Origin of the sequence: Rhizobium sp. 268, assembly GCF_036571585.1 — a bacterium.
Classification (GTDB): Bacteria; Pseudomonadota; Alphaproteobacteria; order Rhizobiales; family Rhizobiaceae; genus Rhizobium; species Rhizobium redzepovicii.
This window is the reverse complement of the sequence record NZ_JAPPSO010000025.1, coordinates 18,096-32,414: the sequence shown is the minus strand read 5'-3', so window position 1 is coordinate 32,414 and position 14,319 is coordinate 18,096. Positions and strand designations below refer to the sequence as shown.

Annotated in this window: 9 protein-coding genes; 3 read left to right on the top strand and 6 right to left on the bottom strand. The window is 62.8% G+C overall.

The annotated features are described in order from the left end of the window. Positions 1 to 4: 4 nt before the first annotated feature. Both OS035_RS30660 and OS035_RS30655 read right to left on the bottom strand, forming a co-directional pair. On the bottom strand, positions 5 to 1,657 hold the full coding sequence (locus tag OS035_RS30660) for an acyltransferase (protein ID WP_183782320.1): 1,653 nt from the start codon (positions 1,655 to 1,657) through the stop codon (positions 5 to 7). A gap of 68 nt (positions 1,658 to 1,725) precedes the next feature. Continuing rightward, positions 1,726 to 2,220 carry an Lrp/AsnC family transcriptional regulator gene (locus OS035_RS30655; RefSeq protein ID WP_183782323.1) on the bottom strand — a complete coding sequence of 165 codons (495 nt, stop codon included), beginning with the start codon at positions 2,218 to 2,220 and terminating at the stop codon, positions 1,726 to 1,728. Between the two features lie 173 nt (positions 2,221 to 2,393). Between OS035_RS30655 and OS035_RS30650 the strand changes: the two genes are divergently transcribed. From OS035_RS30650 to OS035_RS30640, 3 genes are all read left to right on the top strand, one after another. Further along, a complete protein-coding gene (locus tag OS035_RS30650; RefSeq protein ID WP_131711823.1) occupies positions 2,394 to 2,600 on the top strand; it encodes a hypothetical protein in 207 nt (68 codons plus the stop codon). A 28-nt stretch (positions 2,601 to 2,628) separates the two neighbouring features. Continuing rightward, on the top strand, positions 2,629 to 6,336 hold the full coding sequence (gene putA, locus OS035_RS30645; RefSeq protein ID WP_183782325.1) for a trifunctional transcriptional regulator/proline dehydrogenase/L-glutamate gamma-semialdehyde dehydrogenase: 3,708 nt from the start codon (positions 2,629 to 2,631) through the stop codon (positions 6,334 to 6,336). Positions 6,337 to 6,555: 219 nt separating this feature from the next. Next, positions 6,556 to 9,087, top strand: coding sequence for a methyl-accepting chemotaxis protein (locus OS035_RS30640; protein ID WP_183782328.1), 2,532 nt, complete (start codon positions 6,556 to 6,558; stop codon positions 9,085 to 9,087). A 92-nt stretch (positions 9,088 to 9,179) separates the two neighbouring features. Here the strand turns inward: OS035_RS30640 and OS035_RS30635 are convergent, their stop codons facing one another. The 4 genes from OS035_RS30635 to OS035_RS30620 all read right to left on the bottom strand — a co-directional run bounded on the left by OS035_RS30635 (position 9,180) and on the right by OS035_RS30620 (position 14,307). After that, entirely contained in the window at positions 9,180 to 9,878 is a 699-nt protein-coding gene (locus OS035_RS30635; protein ID WP_183782331.1) for an aspartate/glutamate racemase family protein, read from the bottom strand. A gap of 177 nt (positions 9,879 to 10,055) precedes the next feature. Further along, entirely contained in the window at positions 10,056 to 11,381 is a 1,326-nt protein-coding gene (locus OS035_RS30630) for an NAD(P)/FAD-dependent oxidoreductase (RefSeq protein WP_097629766.1), read from the bottom strand. A gap of 149 nt (positions 11,382 to 11,530) precedes the next feature. Beyond that, positions 11,531 to 12,955: an aldehyde dehydrogenase family protein gene (locus tag OS035_RS30625; RefSeq protein WP_222134772.1), complete on the bottom strand. Its 1,425-nt coding sequence runs from the start codon at positions 12,953 to 12,955 to the stop codon at positions 11,531 to 11,533. A gap of 26 nt (positions 12,956 to 12,981) precedes the next feature. Further along, the gene (locus tag OS035_RS30620; protein ID WP_183782336.1) at positions 12,982 to 14,307 is read right to left on the bottom strand and encodes an NAD(P)/FAD-dependent oxidoreductase; all 1,326 of its coding nucleotides are present in this window, start codon (positions 14,305 to 14,307) and stop codon (positions 12,982 to 12,984) included. Positions 14,308 to 14,319 lie beyond the last annotated feature (12 nt).

The window sequence follows — 14,319 nt, the reverse complement described above, 5'->3', positions numbered from 1 at the left end:
AAAGCTACAAGCCCAATCCCGGAGTCGCCGTCTGGTGCACGCCCTTCGGAACAAAGGTGAAGCGATCCGACAGGCCGACAAAATCGGCCGCCAGGTGGATGACGGAAAGCCACATTTCCGTTCCTTGCAAGCTCGGTTCGCCACCGTCGGCGAAGGGGAATCCTTCGCCATCCCGCCATCTATCCAGCGCTCGTGAAATGAGATTGCGGGCAATCGCTTCGCCATCGGCCCGCCGGTAATCGGTCTGCCGGGCAATCAGCAGCAGCGGATGGATCGTATCGAGCAGGTTGCAGGCATTGTATTTCTGAGCAACGAAGCCCTTGTGATTGCGGTAATTCAGGTGGACCGTTTCGAGCGAGGCGTGCGGATGCGGGAGCGGCACGCCGAACTGCGCGTAGGTGCCGCGTGTCAGACGGTAAAAACCGTTCACCGGCTGGAGCCATCCTTCGAGCGCCGTCGGTTCGCCCCATAGGCCCGAGACTCTGTTGGCATTGCGGCTCAGCCACTCGAAGAGCGCCTGCCGTGGCCCTTTGATGCCGAAATACCTGGCGTTGAAATACATAGCGGTTCCGATGGCATCGATGACGCTGCCGGCGTGCCACGCCCGGCTCAACCAGGGCAGCGCGCTCAGCCATTGCTCCAGTTCCTGCGCATCGATCTGAACCGCCTGGATCGAGTGTCGCGGCCTGGAGCCGAGCAACTCGAGCGCATAGCCGACCGAAAGCACGTTGTAGAGTGCCTTCGGATCTTCTCTCAACGCCCGGTCCTGCCCATGCGAATGCGCCTCCGGAAAGAGGCCTGTCTCCCGCTCCTGAAGACCCCGGAGACGCTCGACGGTTTGCGAGGCATCGAGCCCGGGCGGCAGCTGATCGAAGCCGGCGGCGATCTCGATAGCATCGCAGAGATGCCGGATCGCCGGCCGCCTGACGCCGTCCGCTTCCAGCGATTCATAGCCCTCAGAGGTCTTCCAGCGCGCAAGGATATCCGGCCATTGTTCCTTCACCTTCTGCCCGAGCCTGACCAGTCGATCTTCGATCTCCGCGATGCCGGATTTCCTGGCCGGTGCGCCCCGGCTCCGCAGCACCTTTGCCGGTACGCCGCCGGCAATCGCAAGCGCAGGAATATCTTGCGTCACCACCGCCCCGGCCGCAATGACGGCGCCGTTGCCGATCGTGACGCCGTCGAGGATCACGCAATTGGCGCCGATCCAGACATCGTCGCCGATGACGATGCCGAGGCTGACGACGCCCTGGCGGTGGATGGGGCGATCCGGATCGTCGAAGCCGTGATTGAATCCGACGATCGATGCGTGCGAGGCAATCCGCACCCCATTGCCGCACGTCACCTTGCCGGAAACGCAGGCATAGGGATTGATCGAGCAATCCTCTCCGAGGATCACATCGCCGCGAACGAGTGCGTGTCCCGCAATCCACGACCGCTCGCCCATCACCAGGCTCTCGGTGAAGATCGCGGCGTTCTCGGCAATATAGGAGGTTTCGGCAAGCTCCGCGCCGCATGCCCGCCGAAGCGCTGCCTTGCGGGCGACGTGAGCCGGATGATCGAGGTCCGCTACAATGCGTTCCCAGGAAAGATATTGTAATCGGCGCGCTTCACGCTGTTCGTCGGCCGATAATGGGACGCCATTGGCTTGGTCCATCTTGATCCTCGCACTCAGCTTCAGTCGCCGAATATCGGCTTAGCAGGACCGTCGGCAGCCGTCTTCCTTCACGAAAGGCTCGAGCCGAATTTGTCCCAGCCTTCCTTGATCGTCTCCATCGCCACATTGGTCGAGGTGTTGGCAACATGGGGCAGCGTCGAGATGCGCTCGCCCAGCACGCGGCGGTAGCGGCCGATATCGCGGGTTCGGATCTTGAGGAGATAATCGAACCTGCCGGCGATCATGTGGCACTCTTCGACTTCCCGGATCTTCTTGATGGCCTCGTTGAAGCTTTTCAGCGCATCCTCGCGGGTATCGGAAAGCTTCACCTCGACGAAGGCGATGTGGTCGAGCTGCATTTTCGACGGATTGAGGACGGCCTTGAAGCCTTCGATATAGCCGTCGCCGATCAGCCGCTTGAAGCGAATCTGGCATGGTGTCTTCGAAAGCCCGACGCGCGCGGCGAGATCGGTGATCGACAGCCTGCCGTCCTCGGCGAGTGCGGCAAGAATCTTTCTATCGAACTGGTCTAATTCACTAAAATTATCGGCTTCAGTGGCCATTTTAACTCTCAGCACTTCATTTATAAGTTCATACAGCTTGAAAACCATTGAAATCAAGTGAGATCGCGATTTGCGGCTGTGGTAGATTATGCGTCGGCAATGGGAGGAAGGGCGCGGACGCTCGGCGCATTGCCGGAATCCGTAGCTGCGACGCGCAGAAAGGGGGATCATAGATGCATGAGAGAAAAGCGGATGGCGATCAAAAACTGGATCTGCTCGCTCACTACCGGCCGGTGGCGATAAGAGCGGTCGCAGCCGCCTTCACCCTCAAGCGCGACAAGTCCAATGCGCGTCCGCTTCACGAGACGGAATATTCCGGCCCGATTTTTACGGATCATGACACCTGGGACGATGAGCCCGGTGTTCCATTTATCCGTTAGACGAAACATTCACTGATCAGGGACTCCCATGTTGAACGCAGCGATCGACACCGCTTCCTCCAAAGAACCCGCCGGCGGCGCACCCTTCGCCGCCTTTGCCCCGCCGATCCGGCCGCAATCGGAACTTCGCCAGGCGATCACGGCAGCCTATCGCCGTCCGGAAACCGAATGCCTACCGCCGCTCGTTGCAGCCGCGCGCGTTTCCGAGGCGAAGCGCTACGACATCCGCAGCACCGCCCGCATGCTGATCGAGGCGCTGCGCGCCAAGCATAAGGGCACCGGCGTCGAGGGGCTGGTGCAGGAATATTCGCTCTCCAGCCAGGAAGGCGTGGCGCTCATGTGCCTTGCCGAAGCGCTGCTGCGCATTCCCGATACCGACACCCGCGATGCGCTGATCCGCGACAAGATCGCCGAGGGCAACTGGACCTCGCATATCGGCGGCGGCAAATCCATGTTCGTCAACGCCGCCACCTGGGGCCTCGTCGTCACCGGCAAGCTGACGTCGACGGTCAACGACCGCAGCCTGTCTGCGGCGCTGACGCGGCTGATCGCGCGTGCCGGCGAGCCGGTCATCCGTCGCGGCGTCGATATGGCGATGCGCATGATGGGCGAGCAGTTCGTCACCGGCGAAACGATCGAGGAGGCACTGAAGCGCGCCCGGCCGCTCGAAGCGCGCGGCTTCCGCTATTCCTACGATATGCTGGGCGAGGCCGCGACGACGGCTGCCGATGCCGAACGTTATTTCAAGGATTACGAAAAGGCGATCCACGCCATCGGCAAAGCTTCGAACGGGCGCGGCATCTATGACGGCCCTGGTATTTCGATCAAGCTTTCGGCCCTGCATCCCCGCTATGTCAGGGCGCAGGCCGGCCGGGTGATGGGAGAGCTGCTGCCGAAGGTCAAGGCGCTCGCCGTTCTCGCCAAGTCCTACGATATCGGCCTGAACATCGACGCCGAGGAAGCCGACCGGCTGGAGCTTTCGCTCGATCTGCTCGAAGAACTCTGCTTTGCTCCTGATCTCGCCGGCTGGAATGGGCTGGGATTCGTCGTGCAGGCCTATGGCAAGCGCTGCCCCTTCGTGCTCGACTATGTCATCGATCTCGCCCGCCGTTCCGGGCGCCGGGTCATGGTGCGTCTGGTCAAGGGCGCCTATTGGGATGCGGAAATCAAGCGCGCCCAGCTGGATGGCCTCGACGACTATCCGGTCTATACCCGCAAAATTTATACCGACGTCGCCTATATCGCCTGCGCGCGCAAGCTGCTGAACGCGCCCGACGCCGTCTTCCCGCAGTTTGCCAGCCATAATGCGCAGACGCTGGCGACGATCTATCATCTCGCCGGTCCTGATTTCGCCGTCGGCAAATACGAGTTCCAGTGCCTGCACGGCATGGGCGAACCTCTCTATGATGAAGTCGTCGGCAAGGAAAAGCTCGATCGGCCCTGCCGCATCTATGCGCCTGTCGGAACGCATGAGACGCTGCTTGCCTATCTGGTGCGGCGTCTGCTGGAAAACGGCGCCAATTCCTCCTTCGTGCACCGCATCTCCGATCCGAATGTCTCGGTCGAGGCGCTGATCGCCGATCCTGCCGAGACGGTCGCCGCCATGCCGGTCGTCGGCGCACCTCACGTGCAGATCGCCGCGCCGAAGGCGCTTTACGGCAGCGCCCGCGCCAATTCCGACGGTCTCGATCTCTCGAACGAGGCGACACTTTTCGACCTGGCCGAGACGCTCGCCGCCTCGGCTGCCAACCCCTGGCACGCACTTCCGATCCTTGCCGATGGCTCCACGGATGGGGTGACGCGTGACGTCCTCAATCCTGCCGATCACCGCGACGTCGTCGGCACGGTCACTGAGTTGAAGGTCGGAGAGGCGGCCCGGATCGTCGCGATGGCGGCCAAGCATGCGCCGCAATGGGCCGCGGTGCCGCCGGCCGAGCGCGCTGCCTGCCTGGAGCGGGCGGCCGACATCATGCAGGCCCGCATCAAGACGCTGATGGGCATCATCATGCGCGAAGCCGGCAAATCCGCCGCCAATGCCGTCGGTGAGGTGCGCGAGGCAATCGACTTCCTGCGCTACTACGCCGAACAGGCGCGCAAGACGCTCGGGCCGTCCCATGCGCCCCTCGGGCCCATCGTCTGCATCAGCCCGTGGAATTTCCCGCTGGCGATTTTCACCGGGCAGGTGGCCGCCGCACTTGTGGCCGGCAATCCCGTGCTTGCCAAACCTGCCGGCGTCACGCCGATCATCGCTTCGGAGAGCGTCAAGATCCTCCATGAGGCCGGCGTGCCTGTCGGCGCCCTGCAATTCGTGCCCGGCAGCGGCCGCCTCGGTGCCGGCATGGTGGGTGCCCCGGAAACGGCAGGCGTCATGTTTACCGGCTCGACCGAAGTCGCCCGAATGATCCAGGCGCAGCTCGCCGAACGGCTGTCTTCATCAGGCAAGCCGATCCCGCTGATTGCCGAAACCGGCGGCCAGAACGGCATGATCGTCGATTCCTCGGCTCTCGCCGAGCAGGTGGTGGCCGATGTCATTGCCTCGGCTTTCGACAGCGCCGGCCAGCGCTGCTCGGCGCTCCGCGTCCTCTGCCTGCAGGATGATGTGGCCGACCGGACCCTCGCCATGCTGAAGGGCGCCTTCCGAGAACTGACGATCGGCCGTACCGATCGGCTGAGCATCGATGTCGGTCCTGTCATCAACGATGGCGCGAAGGCCGAGATCGACCAGCATATCGAGCAGATGCGCGGCGCCGGCCGCAAGGTGGACCAGCTGCCGCTGCCCGAAAGTGCCGCGGTCGGGACCTTCGTTCCGCCGACGATTATCGAGATCAAGGCCTTGTCGGACCTGACGCGGGAGATCTTCGGGCCGGTCCTGCATGTCGTCCGCTTCAAGCGAAACGGCCTCGATCGCCTGATCGACGACATCAACGCATCCGGCTACGGCCTCACCTTCGGGCTTCACACCCGGCTCGACGAAACGATCGCGCATGTGACCAGCCGCATCAAGGCCGGCAACCTCTACGTCAACCGCAACATTATCGGCGCCGTCGTCGGCGTGCAGCCTTTCGGCGGCCGCGGCCTGTCGGGAACGGGTCCGAAGGCCGGTGGTCCGCTCTATATCGGCCGGCTGGTGCAGCGCGCTCCCGTGCCGCCGCAGCAGGATTCCGTCCATACGGACCTTGCCCTTCGCGATTATATCGTCTGGCTCGACAAGAAGGGTTTGCCGGCCGAAGGGGAAGCGGCGCGCAGATATGCAAGCCGTTCGGCGCTCGGGCTCGAACGCGAACTCACCGGTCCGGTCGGCGAGCGAAATCTCTATGCGCTCCATCCCCGCGGCCGCATTCTAGCCGTGCCGCAGACCGAAACGGGGCTCTATCGCCAGATCGCCGCAGCCCTGTCGACCGGCAACCACGTTGTCGTGGATGCGGGTTCCTTCGCGAAATCGGTCCTGGCGGGCCTGCCGGCGGCCGTCTCCGGCCGGGTTTCCTGGACGTCGGATTGGGAGAAAGACGGGCCGTTCTCCGGCGCACTTGTCGAAGGCGATCGCGACAGGGTTCTGGTGGTCAATCAGAGGATCGCTGCTCTGCCGGGGCCGCTTCTGTTGGTCCAGGCTGCGACGAGCGAGGAATTGGCTAGCGATCCCGAGGCCTATTGCCTGAACTGGCTGCTGGAGGAGGTGTCCACGTCGATCAACACCGCCGCAGCCGGCGGCAATGCCAGCCTGATGGCGATCGGCTGAGAAGACGAGACGAGGGCGCAGAAATGCGCCCTCGATCGCTATTTCGTATGTTCCAAAAAACTCGACACCATTGACCATTTTTTTAAGAGTTCTGGCTATCGTGACAAGCTGGCGCAACGACTGCTAATTGCGGTCACATCGACATGACCGCTGAAGCTGTATGTCGATGTGATTGGTCGCGCCGGAGAAGCAGGCAATTTCCTGGGCGGGGGCTTCCTTATGGCGTTGATTGACCGACTGTTGCAACGTATGCGGATCGTGACGAAGGTGCTCTTCTTCGTCGTGCCGCTGATCGTTCTCATCGCCGGCATCGGTCTTTTCGGTTATTTCACCGCCGGCACGCTGAACGGGCAGATGACCCTGACCCGGCAGACGATCGATACCCTTTCCAGTTTCCAGCAACTGCGATCCTCGCTGACCGCCTTTACCGATCTTCCGACAGCGGCCACGCGCGATCGATTGATCGCCAGCATCTCCGATCAGCAGAAGGGCGCGGCGACGCTCGATGCCATGCTGATCGATCCTGCACAAAAGCAGCAGATCGCCGCGGTGCGCGAACTCGGGGCTAAGATGCAGGGCGCCGCCGACGCGCTATGGGCTGTGTCGCAGGAGCGCGTCAATACCGAACAGGCGATCGACGACGCGGTGGCCGGGCTGTTTAAGGAAAGCCAGACGGCGCGCAAACAGCTCGACGTTCTCCAGGATCAGGCGAATGGCAAGGAGGCCTTCGTCCGGGCGCTTCTTCTCGACGCCTCGGCCTATAAGAATCTCGCGAGTCGCATTGCCAAACTGCGCAAGGCGACCGCGGCGGCAGCCGACCCTCAGAAGCTCGGCCAGGCCATCGGCAGCCTTCTGCCGCCGCTGGTCAAAGAGGTCGCCGACAGCGGGGCGCTTGCCTCCGACAAGGCTCAAAGCCAGATCGCTGCGCTGAAGCCGGTCCTGGACAAGCTCGCCCCCATGGCCAGCAGCCTGACGCTCGAAGCTTACGCTCCCGTCGATCAGGATCTGCAGGGCCTGCAGGAACAATTTGCAAAACTCGCCTCCGGCAATGCGGACACGGCGATCGAGCGCTTTACCGGCATGGATGCGAGCATTTCAACGCTTCGTTCGATGGTGGCGATCGTCAACACCGCCTTCAAATCGATCGACGATCTGCGCCTGCACCTGAGTGAACTGAACAGGCGGGTCGATGCAGAGTCGCGAGATGAGGTTCTCGCCGATCTCAAGGCATTGCGCGAAAGCGCTGCAAAGCTTGTTCCCTTGAGCGGTAAAAATGCCGCGCTGCAGGATCTTGCCAAGAAGATCGAGCCGTCGCTTGCGACGATCGAGAAGGACACCTCGCTTCTGATCTCGATCGCCGACCGGTGGCGCGCGGACAAGGAGGCGGCGACCGCACTTGTGGCCGACGCAAGCCATACGCTCGAACAGTTCGTCAGCACGGCGCAGGAGAGCGGCAAGGAAATCAGCCAGCGCTCGGCGACGATGTCGCTCGCGGCGATGATCGCGGGCACCGTGCTTGCGATCATCGGCGGCCTCATGCTGATCGAAACTCTGCGCGGGCCGCTGAAGCGGATCACCCAGACGATGATGCGGCTTGCCGCCGGCGATCTGAACGTTGCCATCGGCGACGGCAAGCGTGGCGACGAAATCGGCGACATGATCCGCTCGGTGACCGTTTTCCGCGATCAGGCGCTTGAGAAGACCAGGCTGGAAGAGGTGGCCGAGGCAAACAGGGCGCGGGACGAACGGGAGCAGGCCCGCCGCGCCGCCGAGCAGGCGCGCATCGAGGCGGAACAGAGTGAGGCTCTGACGGCGCTGTCGGACATGCTGGGCAAGCTTGCCAATGGCAATCTCACGGCCGAGATGAGCGAGGATCTGGCCGCAGACTATGTCGCGATGGCGCAAACCTACAATCACGCCATCGATGCGTTGCGCCTGACGCTCGCCGAGGTCCGCAACACGACCTACGAGATCGCCGAGGGCAGCACCAATCTTTCAGGCGCCGCCGACGATCTGGCGCGGCGCACGGAACAGCAGGCCGCAGCGCTCGAGGAGAGTTCGCGGGTGCTGGGTGAACTGACCGACAGCGTGCGGACGACCGCTGAAAACGCCCGCCAGACATCACTTTCGGTTGCGGAAGCACACCGCCAGGCCGAGCATTCCGCAGCCGTCGTGGCGAAGGCCGTCGATGCCATGGGCGCCATCAACCGGTCGTCCGAGAAGGTCACCAGCATCATCGGTGTGATCGACGAGATCGCGTTCCAGACCAATCTTCTTGCCCTCAACGCGGGTGTGGAAGCGGCGCGCGCAGGCGAGGCCGGCAGAGGTTTTGCCGTGGTTGCTCAGGAGGTGCGTGAGCTTGCCCAGCGTTGCGCCAAGGCTGCCCGCGAGATCAAGGACCTCATCTCCAACAGCGCATCGCAGGTTGGCGCCGGCGTCACCCTCGTCGAGGAAACCGGCCATGCGCTTTCTGCCATCATGGAGCACTTCACCTCGATTAATGGACTGGTGCAGGTCATTTCTGCTTCCACGACCACGCAATACAAGGGCATCGACGAGGTGAACAACGCCGTTCGCGACGTCGAGCATATCACCCAGCACAACGCAGCAATGGTGGAGGAAAACACCGCGGAAATTCACAGGCTTCGGCAGCAGGTGGAACTGTTGAACGAAAGAATTTCCCACTTTCAGACCGCCGACGGCCGCAGGACTTCGCCTGCCAGCATCGTGCGGATGGCCGCGGTCTCCTAAAGAGATTCCCGGAGTCCTTCCGCATGGTGATCAAGCGTCGTCGACGCTGACCGTCGAGGTGTCATTTTCCGCTCTACCGCACCCCGACCCCGTTAGGTTCCGCCCTGGTCCTTTGGCGCCACCAAACGCCGTTTCACGTTTTCGATCCCAAGTACCGGGCTTGTCAGAACTGGAAGACCGTGGTGCATGCCCTGCACTGCACGAGCCATCGAGGCCTGCGCAAAAACGATCACGTCGACCTTCTGCGACAGCTCTTCCAGCGCTCGGCGGATTTGCGCGTCATGCGCTCCGACGTTCCCATCGGCGAGGAATTGAAACGCCCCGTGAACAAGCACATCGTCGATCACGACATTTTTGCCCGCCTCGCATGCCTGGCGCCTCAGCAGATCTGCTGTCGGCACCAGCGTTGTAGATAATGTCGCTAGGATGCCTATGCGGTTTCCATGCTCGACAGCGGCTTTGGCCATGCCTTCGTCAATACGGAACAGCGGCACAGGACAAAGCGGCGCAATGGCATCGACCGCCGGCCCAAGCGTTGAGCATGTGACGACGATCGCATCTGCCCCGGCGTCGACTGCTGACCATACGTAGGCAGCCAGCCTTCGTTTCGTCAGATGGCATAAAGACCCGCGCTCGATGGTATTTCTCAACAGGCTCTCGTCGAGGATCGCGAACGGCTTCCAGTCGGGCAAATGTTCTTTAGCAAGGGCCCGAAACTCCGAAACAAGATCGGACACCGTGTGGATGAAAGCCAGCTTTCTGACAGAGGCACTGGCAGTTTGAATTGACATATGATTTCCCATCCGGGTGTTGGAAACTGATTGGGGGAAGTGTGCAGCAGTTCATCACGTTAACTCGGTGTGCGAATCCTTCTCTGTTACGGATCGGGCAAGATCGCGCTTTGACCCCATAGAAATGCGCCAGCTCGCAATCGCTCTGTGCCTGTGCTTCCACGCGAATGAATTGCGTCAGATGGCGCCAACCTCAATTTTCGATCTGTCCCTGAAACGCGAGAGGCGGAATGGTGTCGGATCGACGATTGCCGTGTCGCCCCCGACCAGATCCGCCGCCAGATGGCCGATGCCAGGGCCGGCGCCGAAGCCGTGTCCGGAACAACCTGCGGCGACAAACACTCCGCCGATGCTGTCCACCGGTGAAATCGCGGGTATGGCGTCCGGGGTGGAGTCGACATATCCACCCCAAGCAGACGTGACGCCGGCCTCGGCAACGGCGGGGAGCAGGGCTCTTATCCGCGCCATTATGGCAGCCGTCATCCGAATGTCCGGAGCAGGATCGAGTACGCGAATGCGTTCGAAGGGGGTCGGCCTATCGAGACGCCAGCGACCGAGTGTTTCCGGACCCTCGAAAAACGAGCGGCCTATGCCGATCTCGACGGCCTTCCGTCGTTTCAGGAACATCGGCAGAAACGGGCGAGCATAGCGGATACTCTGCGGCGTGAGCTCGAGCGTCGCTCTGCCGCTGACGGCTATGGTGTAGCTGCCATCGATCCGGCGCGTCAGGGCGCAATCAGAAGTATAGATTGCGCCTCCAAAATCGGGTGCAGGACCGGTCCGCAAGGCGGTCTGACGGACACTGGCCTGCGGCAGGCAAACCGCATGCACGCGCAGAAAAGCAGAAGCCCAGGCGCCGGCGGCACATAGCACCCTATTGGTGCGGATAAGGCCTTTCTCGGTGACGACGCCGCTTACTTGGCGATTGGTGATATCCAGGCCGCGCGCCGCGCAGTTCTGATGAATGGTCGCGCCATGTTTGCGCGCGCCCTCGGCTATCCGAGGAGCGGCGAGCCAGGGCTCAGCCTTGCCGTCGTCCACCGCGTGGACACCGCCCAGCCATTTGCGGCCGTCGGCCGCTGGAACAGCGGCGGCGGCCTCGCTGGCGGTCAGCATTCGGGTATTGACGTCAAACCTTCGGGCAACCTCGCGCCAACGTTCCCATTCACCGAGCTGCTTTGGATCAGCGGTTGCATAGAGGAGCCCGCAACGGCGAAAGCCAAGGTCATGCCCGATCTCTACGGTCAGCTCTTCCCATAGGCGCAACGCCAGATTGGCAAGCGGCAATTCACGTTCATCCCGGTTCTGCCGACGGCACCAGCCCCAGTTCCGGCTCGACTGTTCGCAGCCGACATATCCCTTTTCGACAAGCGCTACCGATAGACCGCGCCGTGCCAAGAAATAGGCCGCGCTGGCGCCGACAATCCCGCCCCCGATGATGACGACATCTGATGACGTGGGTAGAGTTTCATCGCTGCTGATGTGGTGGATTAAAGGGGACATGGCGGCCTCAAGGTGAATGATAGCCGGCAGCATCAAGAAAAGGGTGCGGCAGAATGCACTGGTTGCAGCGGATTCGCCGTATTTTGCATCGAATATCGTCGGTCGGAAAGTGACGGCGACTTTGAGCCGGCAGGCGCGTCAGAGCATGCCTAATCTGCGTGCCCGACAATACCCTTGATCTCGGTGAATTCCTGCAATCCGAACTTCCCGTATTCGCGGCCGTTGCCGGACTGCTTATAGCCGCCGAACGGAGCTGCGCTATCCCATGCGGATTGATTGAGGCGCACGATGCCGGTGCGAAGCCGACGGGCGAGCGTCCGCGCCTCCTGCGGGTCGCCTTGGATATAGGCGGCGAGACCGTAGGGTGTGTCGTTGGCGATCGCGACAGCATCGTCCTCGGTGTCGTAGCCGATGATCGACAGTACGGGGCCAAAAATCTCCTCCCGTGCGATGGTCATCGAATTCTTCACGCACGCAAATACCGTCGGACGCACGTAATAGCCCGCGTTCAGATTGGATGGGCGCCCGGGACCGCCGGCCACCAATTCGGCGCCCTCGGCAATGCCTTTCTCGATCAGCGCCTGGATCTTGGCGAATTGGGCAGCGCTCGCCACCGGACCAAGATCAGTGCCCGGGTCATGAGGCGGTCCGACCGTCAGCGATGCTGCCGCCCTTGCTGCGATGGCACTCGCTTCATCCATGCGTTCGGCCGGCACCAGCATCCGGGTCGGCGCATTGCATGACTGTCCGGAATTGGCGAAGCACCGGCGCAGGCCGGCTGCGACCGCCGAACCAAGATCGGCGCTTCGCAATAGGATGTTCGGCGACTTTCCGCCGAGTTCCTGATGCACCCGCTTGACGGTCGGCGCCGCTGCCTGCGCGACGGCGATCCCCGCCCGCGTCGATCCGGTAAACGAGACCATATCGACATCGGAATGGCCGGCGAGCGCCGCGCCGGCAGTCGGTCCGTCACCCTGAACCAGGTTGAACACGCCTTTCGGGACACCCGCCTCATGCATGACTTCGGCAAAGACGAGAGCGTTGAAGGGCGCGATCTCAGACGGTTTGAGCACCATCGTACAGCCTGTCGCCAGCGCCGGAGCCACCTTGCAGGCAATCTGATTGATCGGCCAGTTCCATGGCGTGATCATGCTCACGACGCCGACCGGTTCGTGAACGATCCGGGTTGAGCCCTGCAGATATTCGAAGTCGAACTCATCGAAAGCCCGGATTGTCTCTTCGAAATGCGCCGCACCCAGCCCCGCTTGGTCCGCCCGTGCCATGGCCAGCGGGGCACCCATTTCGCGGGAGATGATGTCGCCGATCTCGTGCTGACGGCGCTTCAGGATCATCAGAACTCGCTCAAGGAGCGCCCGCCGCTCCGCCTTCGTCGACTGTGAGAAGATCGGAAAGGCCGCGCGGGCGGCTTCGATCGCCCGCTCTGCATCGGCCATGCTGCCGATCGCTATCGTTCCGATGGATTGTTCGGTCGACGGATCGATCACGTGAAGCTCTCTCAGCCTTTCGGGATCGACCCACTCACCGCCGATATAGAATTTGTGGGCGTTTTTCATGCAATGTCCCTCCGGCCGAGCCGAAATCAAAAGTCGGCCACTTTGCCCCAGGCGGATGTCCCGAAACGGTCCGGATGATAGGGCCGGGGATCGACGATCGGCTCATCGCCTGCGGCGATATCGGCAATCAGATGACCGGCGCCCGGCCCGATGCCGAAACCGTGGCCGCTGAAGCCCGCAGCAAGGATGAAGCCGGGAAGGGAGGCGATCTCGCCGATCCCCGGCACGCCGTCGGGTGTGCTGTCGATATAGCCCGCCCAGGCCGCGCTGATGCCGGTTTTCTTCAAGGCGGGTAGAAGCTCGAGCGCGCGCGCATGCGTCAGGCGGATGGTCGCCTGATTGATCGCGGGGTCGAGGATGCGCATGCGCTCCATCGGCGTCGGCCTGTCGAGCCGCCAGCGTGCAAGAGACTCGTGGCCGGAACGAAACCCCTCCAAGCCGCCGGGCGCGAGACTGCGCCATCGCCGGGCGAACATCGGCAGAAACTCTCGGGCGAAGCGGAACTGCTGCGCGGTCGGATCGACGCGGCCGCGGCCGCTGATCGCCAGCGTGTAGCCGCCATCGCTGCGCCGCGTAACGGAGACCGCGGACGTGTGGAGTGCGTCCGGCAGCCCGCTTGCCCCAGGCGAAACGGAAAGGATCGACGAACGGATCGATGCCTGCGGAAATCGAATGCCGAGCTGGCGGCAGAAGGTAGAGGCCCAGGCGCCGCCGGCCAGGATCGCGATTTTTGTCCGGATCGTGCCGTGCTCGGTGACGACGCCGGCGATCCTGCCGCCTTCGATGTCGATGCCGCGGGCCGCACAGGATTGATGCACCGTGCCGCCGAGCTTCAGGATCGCCCGCGCGACGGCGGGCGCGGCGCGTGCCGGATCGGCGGTGCCGTCGGTCGGCGAAAACACCCCGCCCTTCCACGACGCGCCGGTGGCGCGCCCGCGTTCGGTTGCCTCTGCACCGCTCAGCATATGCGTCGTGACGCCGACCGAACGCGCGAAGTCGCGCCAGCGTGCCCAGCCGGCCAGTTCCTCGTCGCTATTGCTGAGATAGAAGAGGCCGCAGCGGCGAAACCCGGTATCCTCCCCAGTCTCGGCAGCGAAGCGCTCCCACAGATCGAGGCTCTTCGTCGACATCGGCAGTTCCCGGGCGTCGCGGTTCTGCTGCCGGCACCAGCCCCAGTTGCGGCTCGATTGCTCCGCCCCGACAAGGCCTTTCTCGACGAGCGCAACCTTCAATCCGCGCCGGGCAAGATAATAGGCCGCGAAAATGCCGACGATACCGCCGCCGATCACCACAGCATCGGCGGCAACGGGCAGCTCCGCTGTGGTATCGACGCGATCGAGCGGTGCAGGCATGGTGTCGTCTCC

Bases quoted from the DNA above. Each gene is read 5' to 3' on its own strand.
- OS035_RS30630 (WP_097629766.1), bottom strand. From the start codon at position 11,381: ATGTCCCCTTTAATCCACCACATCAGCAGCGATGAAACTCTACCCACG.
- OS035_RS30640 (WP_183782328.1), top strand. From the start codon at position 6,556: ATGGCGTTGATTGACCGACTGTTGCAACGTATGCGGATCGTGACGAAG.
- OS035_RS30650 (WP_131711823.1), top strand. From the start codon at position 2,394: ATGCATGAGAGAAAAGCGGATGGCGATCAAAAACTGGATCTGCTCGCT.
- OS035_RS30655 (WP_183782323.1), bottom strand. From the start codon at position 2,220: ATGGCCACTGAAGCCGATAATTTTAGTGAATTAGACCAGTTCGATAGA.
- OS035_RS30625 (WP_222134772.1), bottom strand. From the start codon at position 12,955: ATGAAAAACGCCCACAAATTCTATATCGGCGGTGAGTGGGTCGATCCC.
- OS035_RS30660 (WP_183782320.1), bottom strand. From the start codon at position 1,657: ATGGACCAAGCCAATGGCGTCCCATTATCGGCCGACGAACAGCGTGAA.
- OS035_RS30635 (WP_183782331.1), bottom strand. From the start codon at position 9,878: ATGTCAATTCAAACTGCCAGTGCCTCTGTCAGAAAGCTGGCTTTCATC.
- OS035_RS30620 (WP_183782336.1), bottom strand. From the start codon at position 14,307: ATGCCTGCACCGCTCGATCGCGTCGATACCACAGCGGAGCTGCCCGTT.
- putA (WP_183782325.1), top strand. From the start codon at position 2,629: ATGTTGAACGCAGCGATCGACACCGCTTCCTCCAAAGAACCCGCCGGC.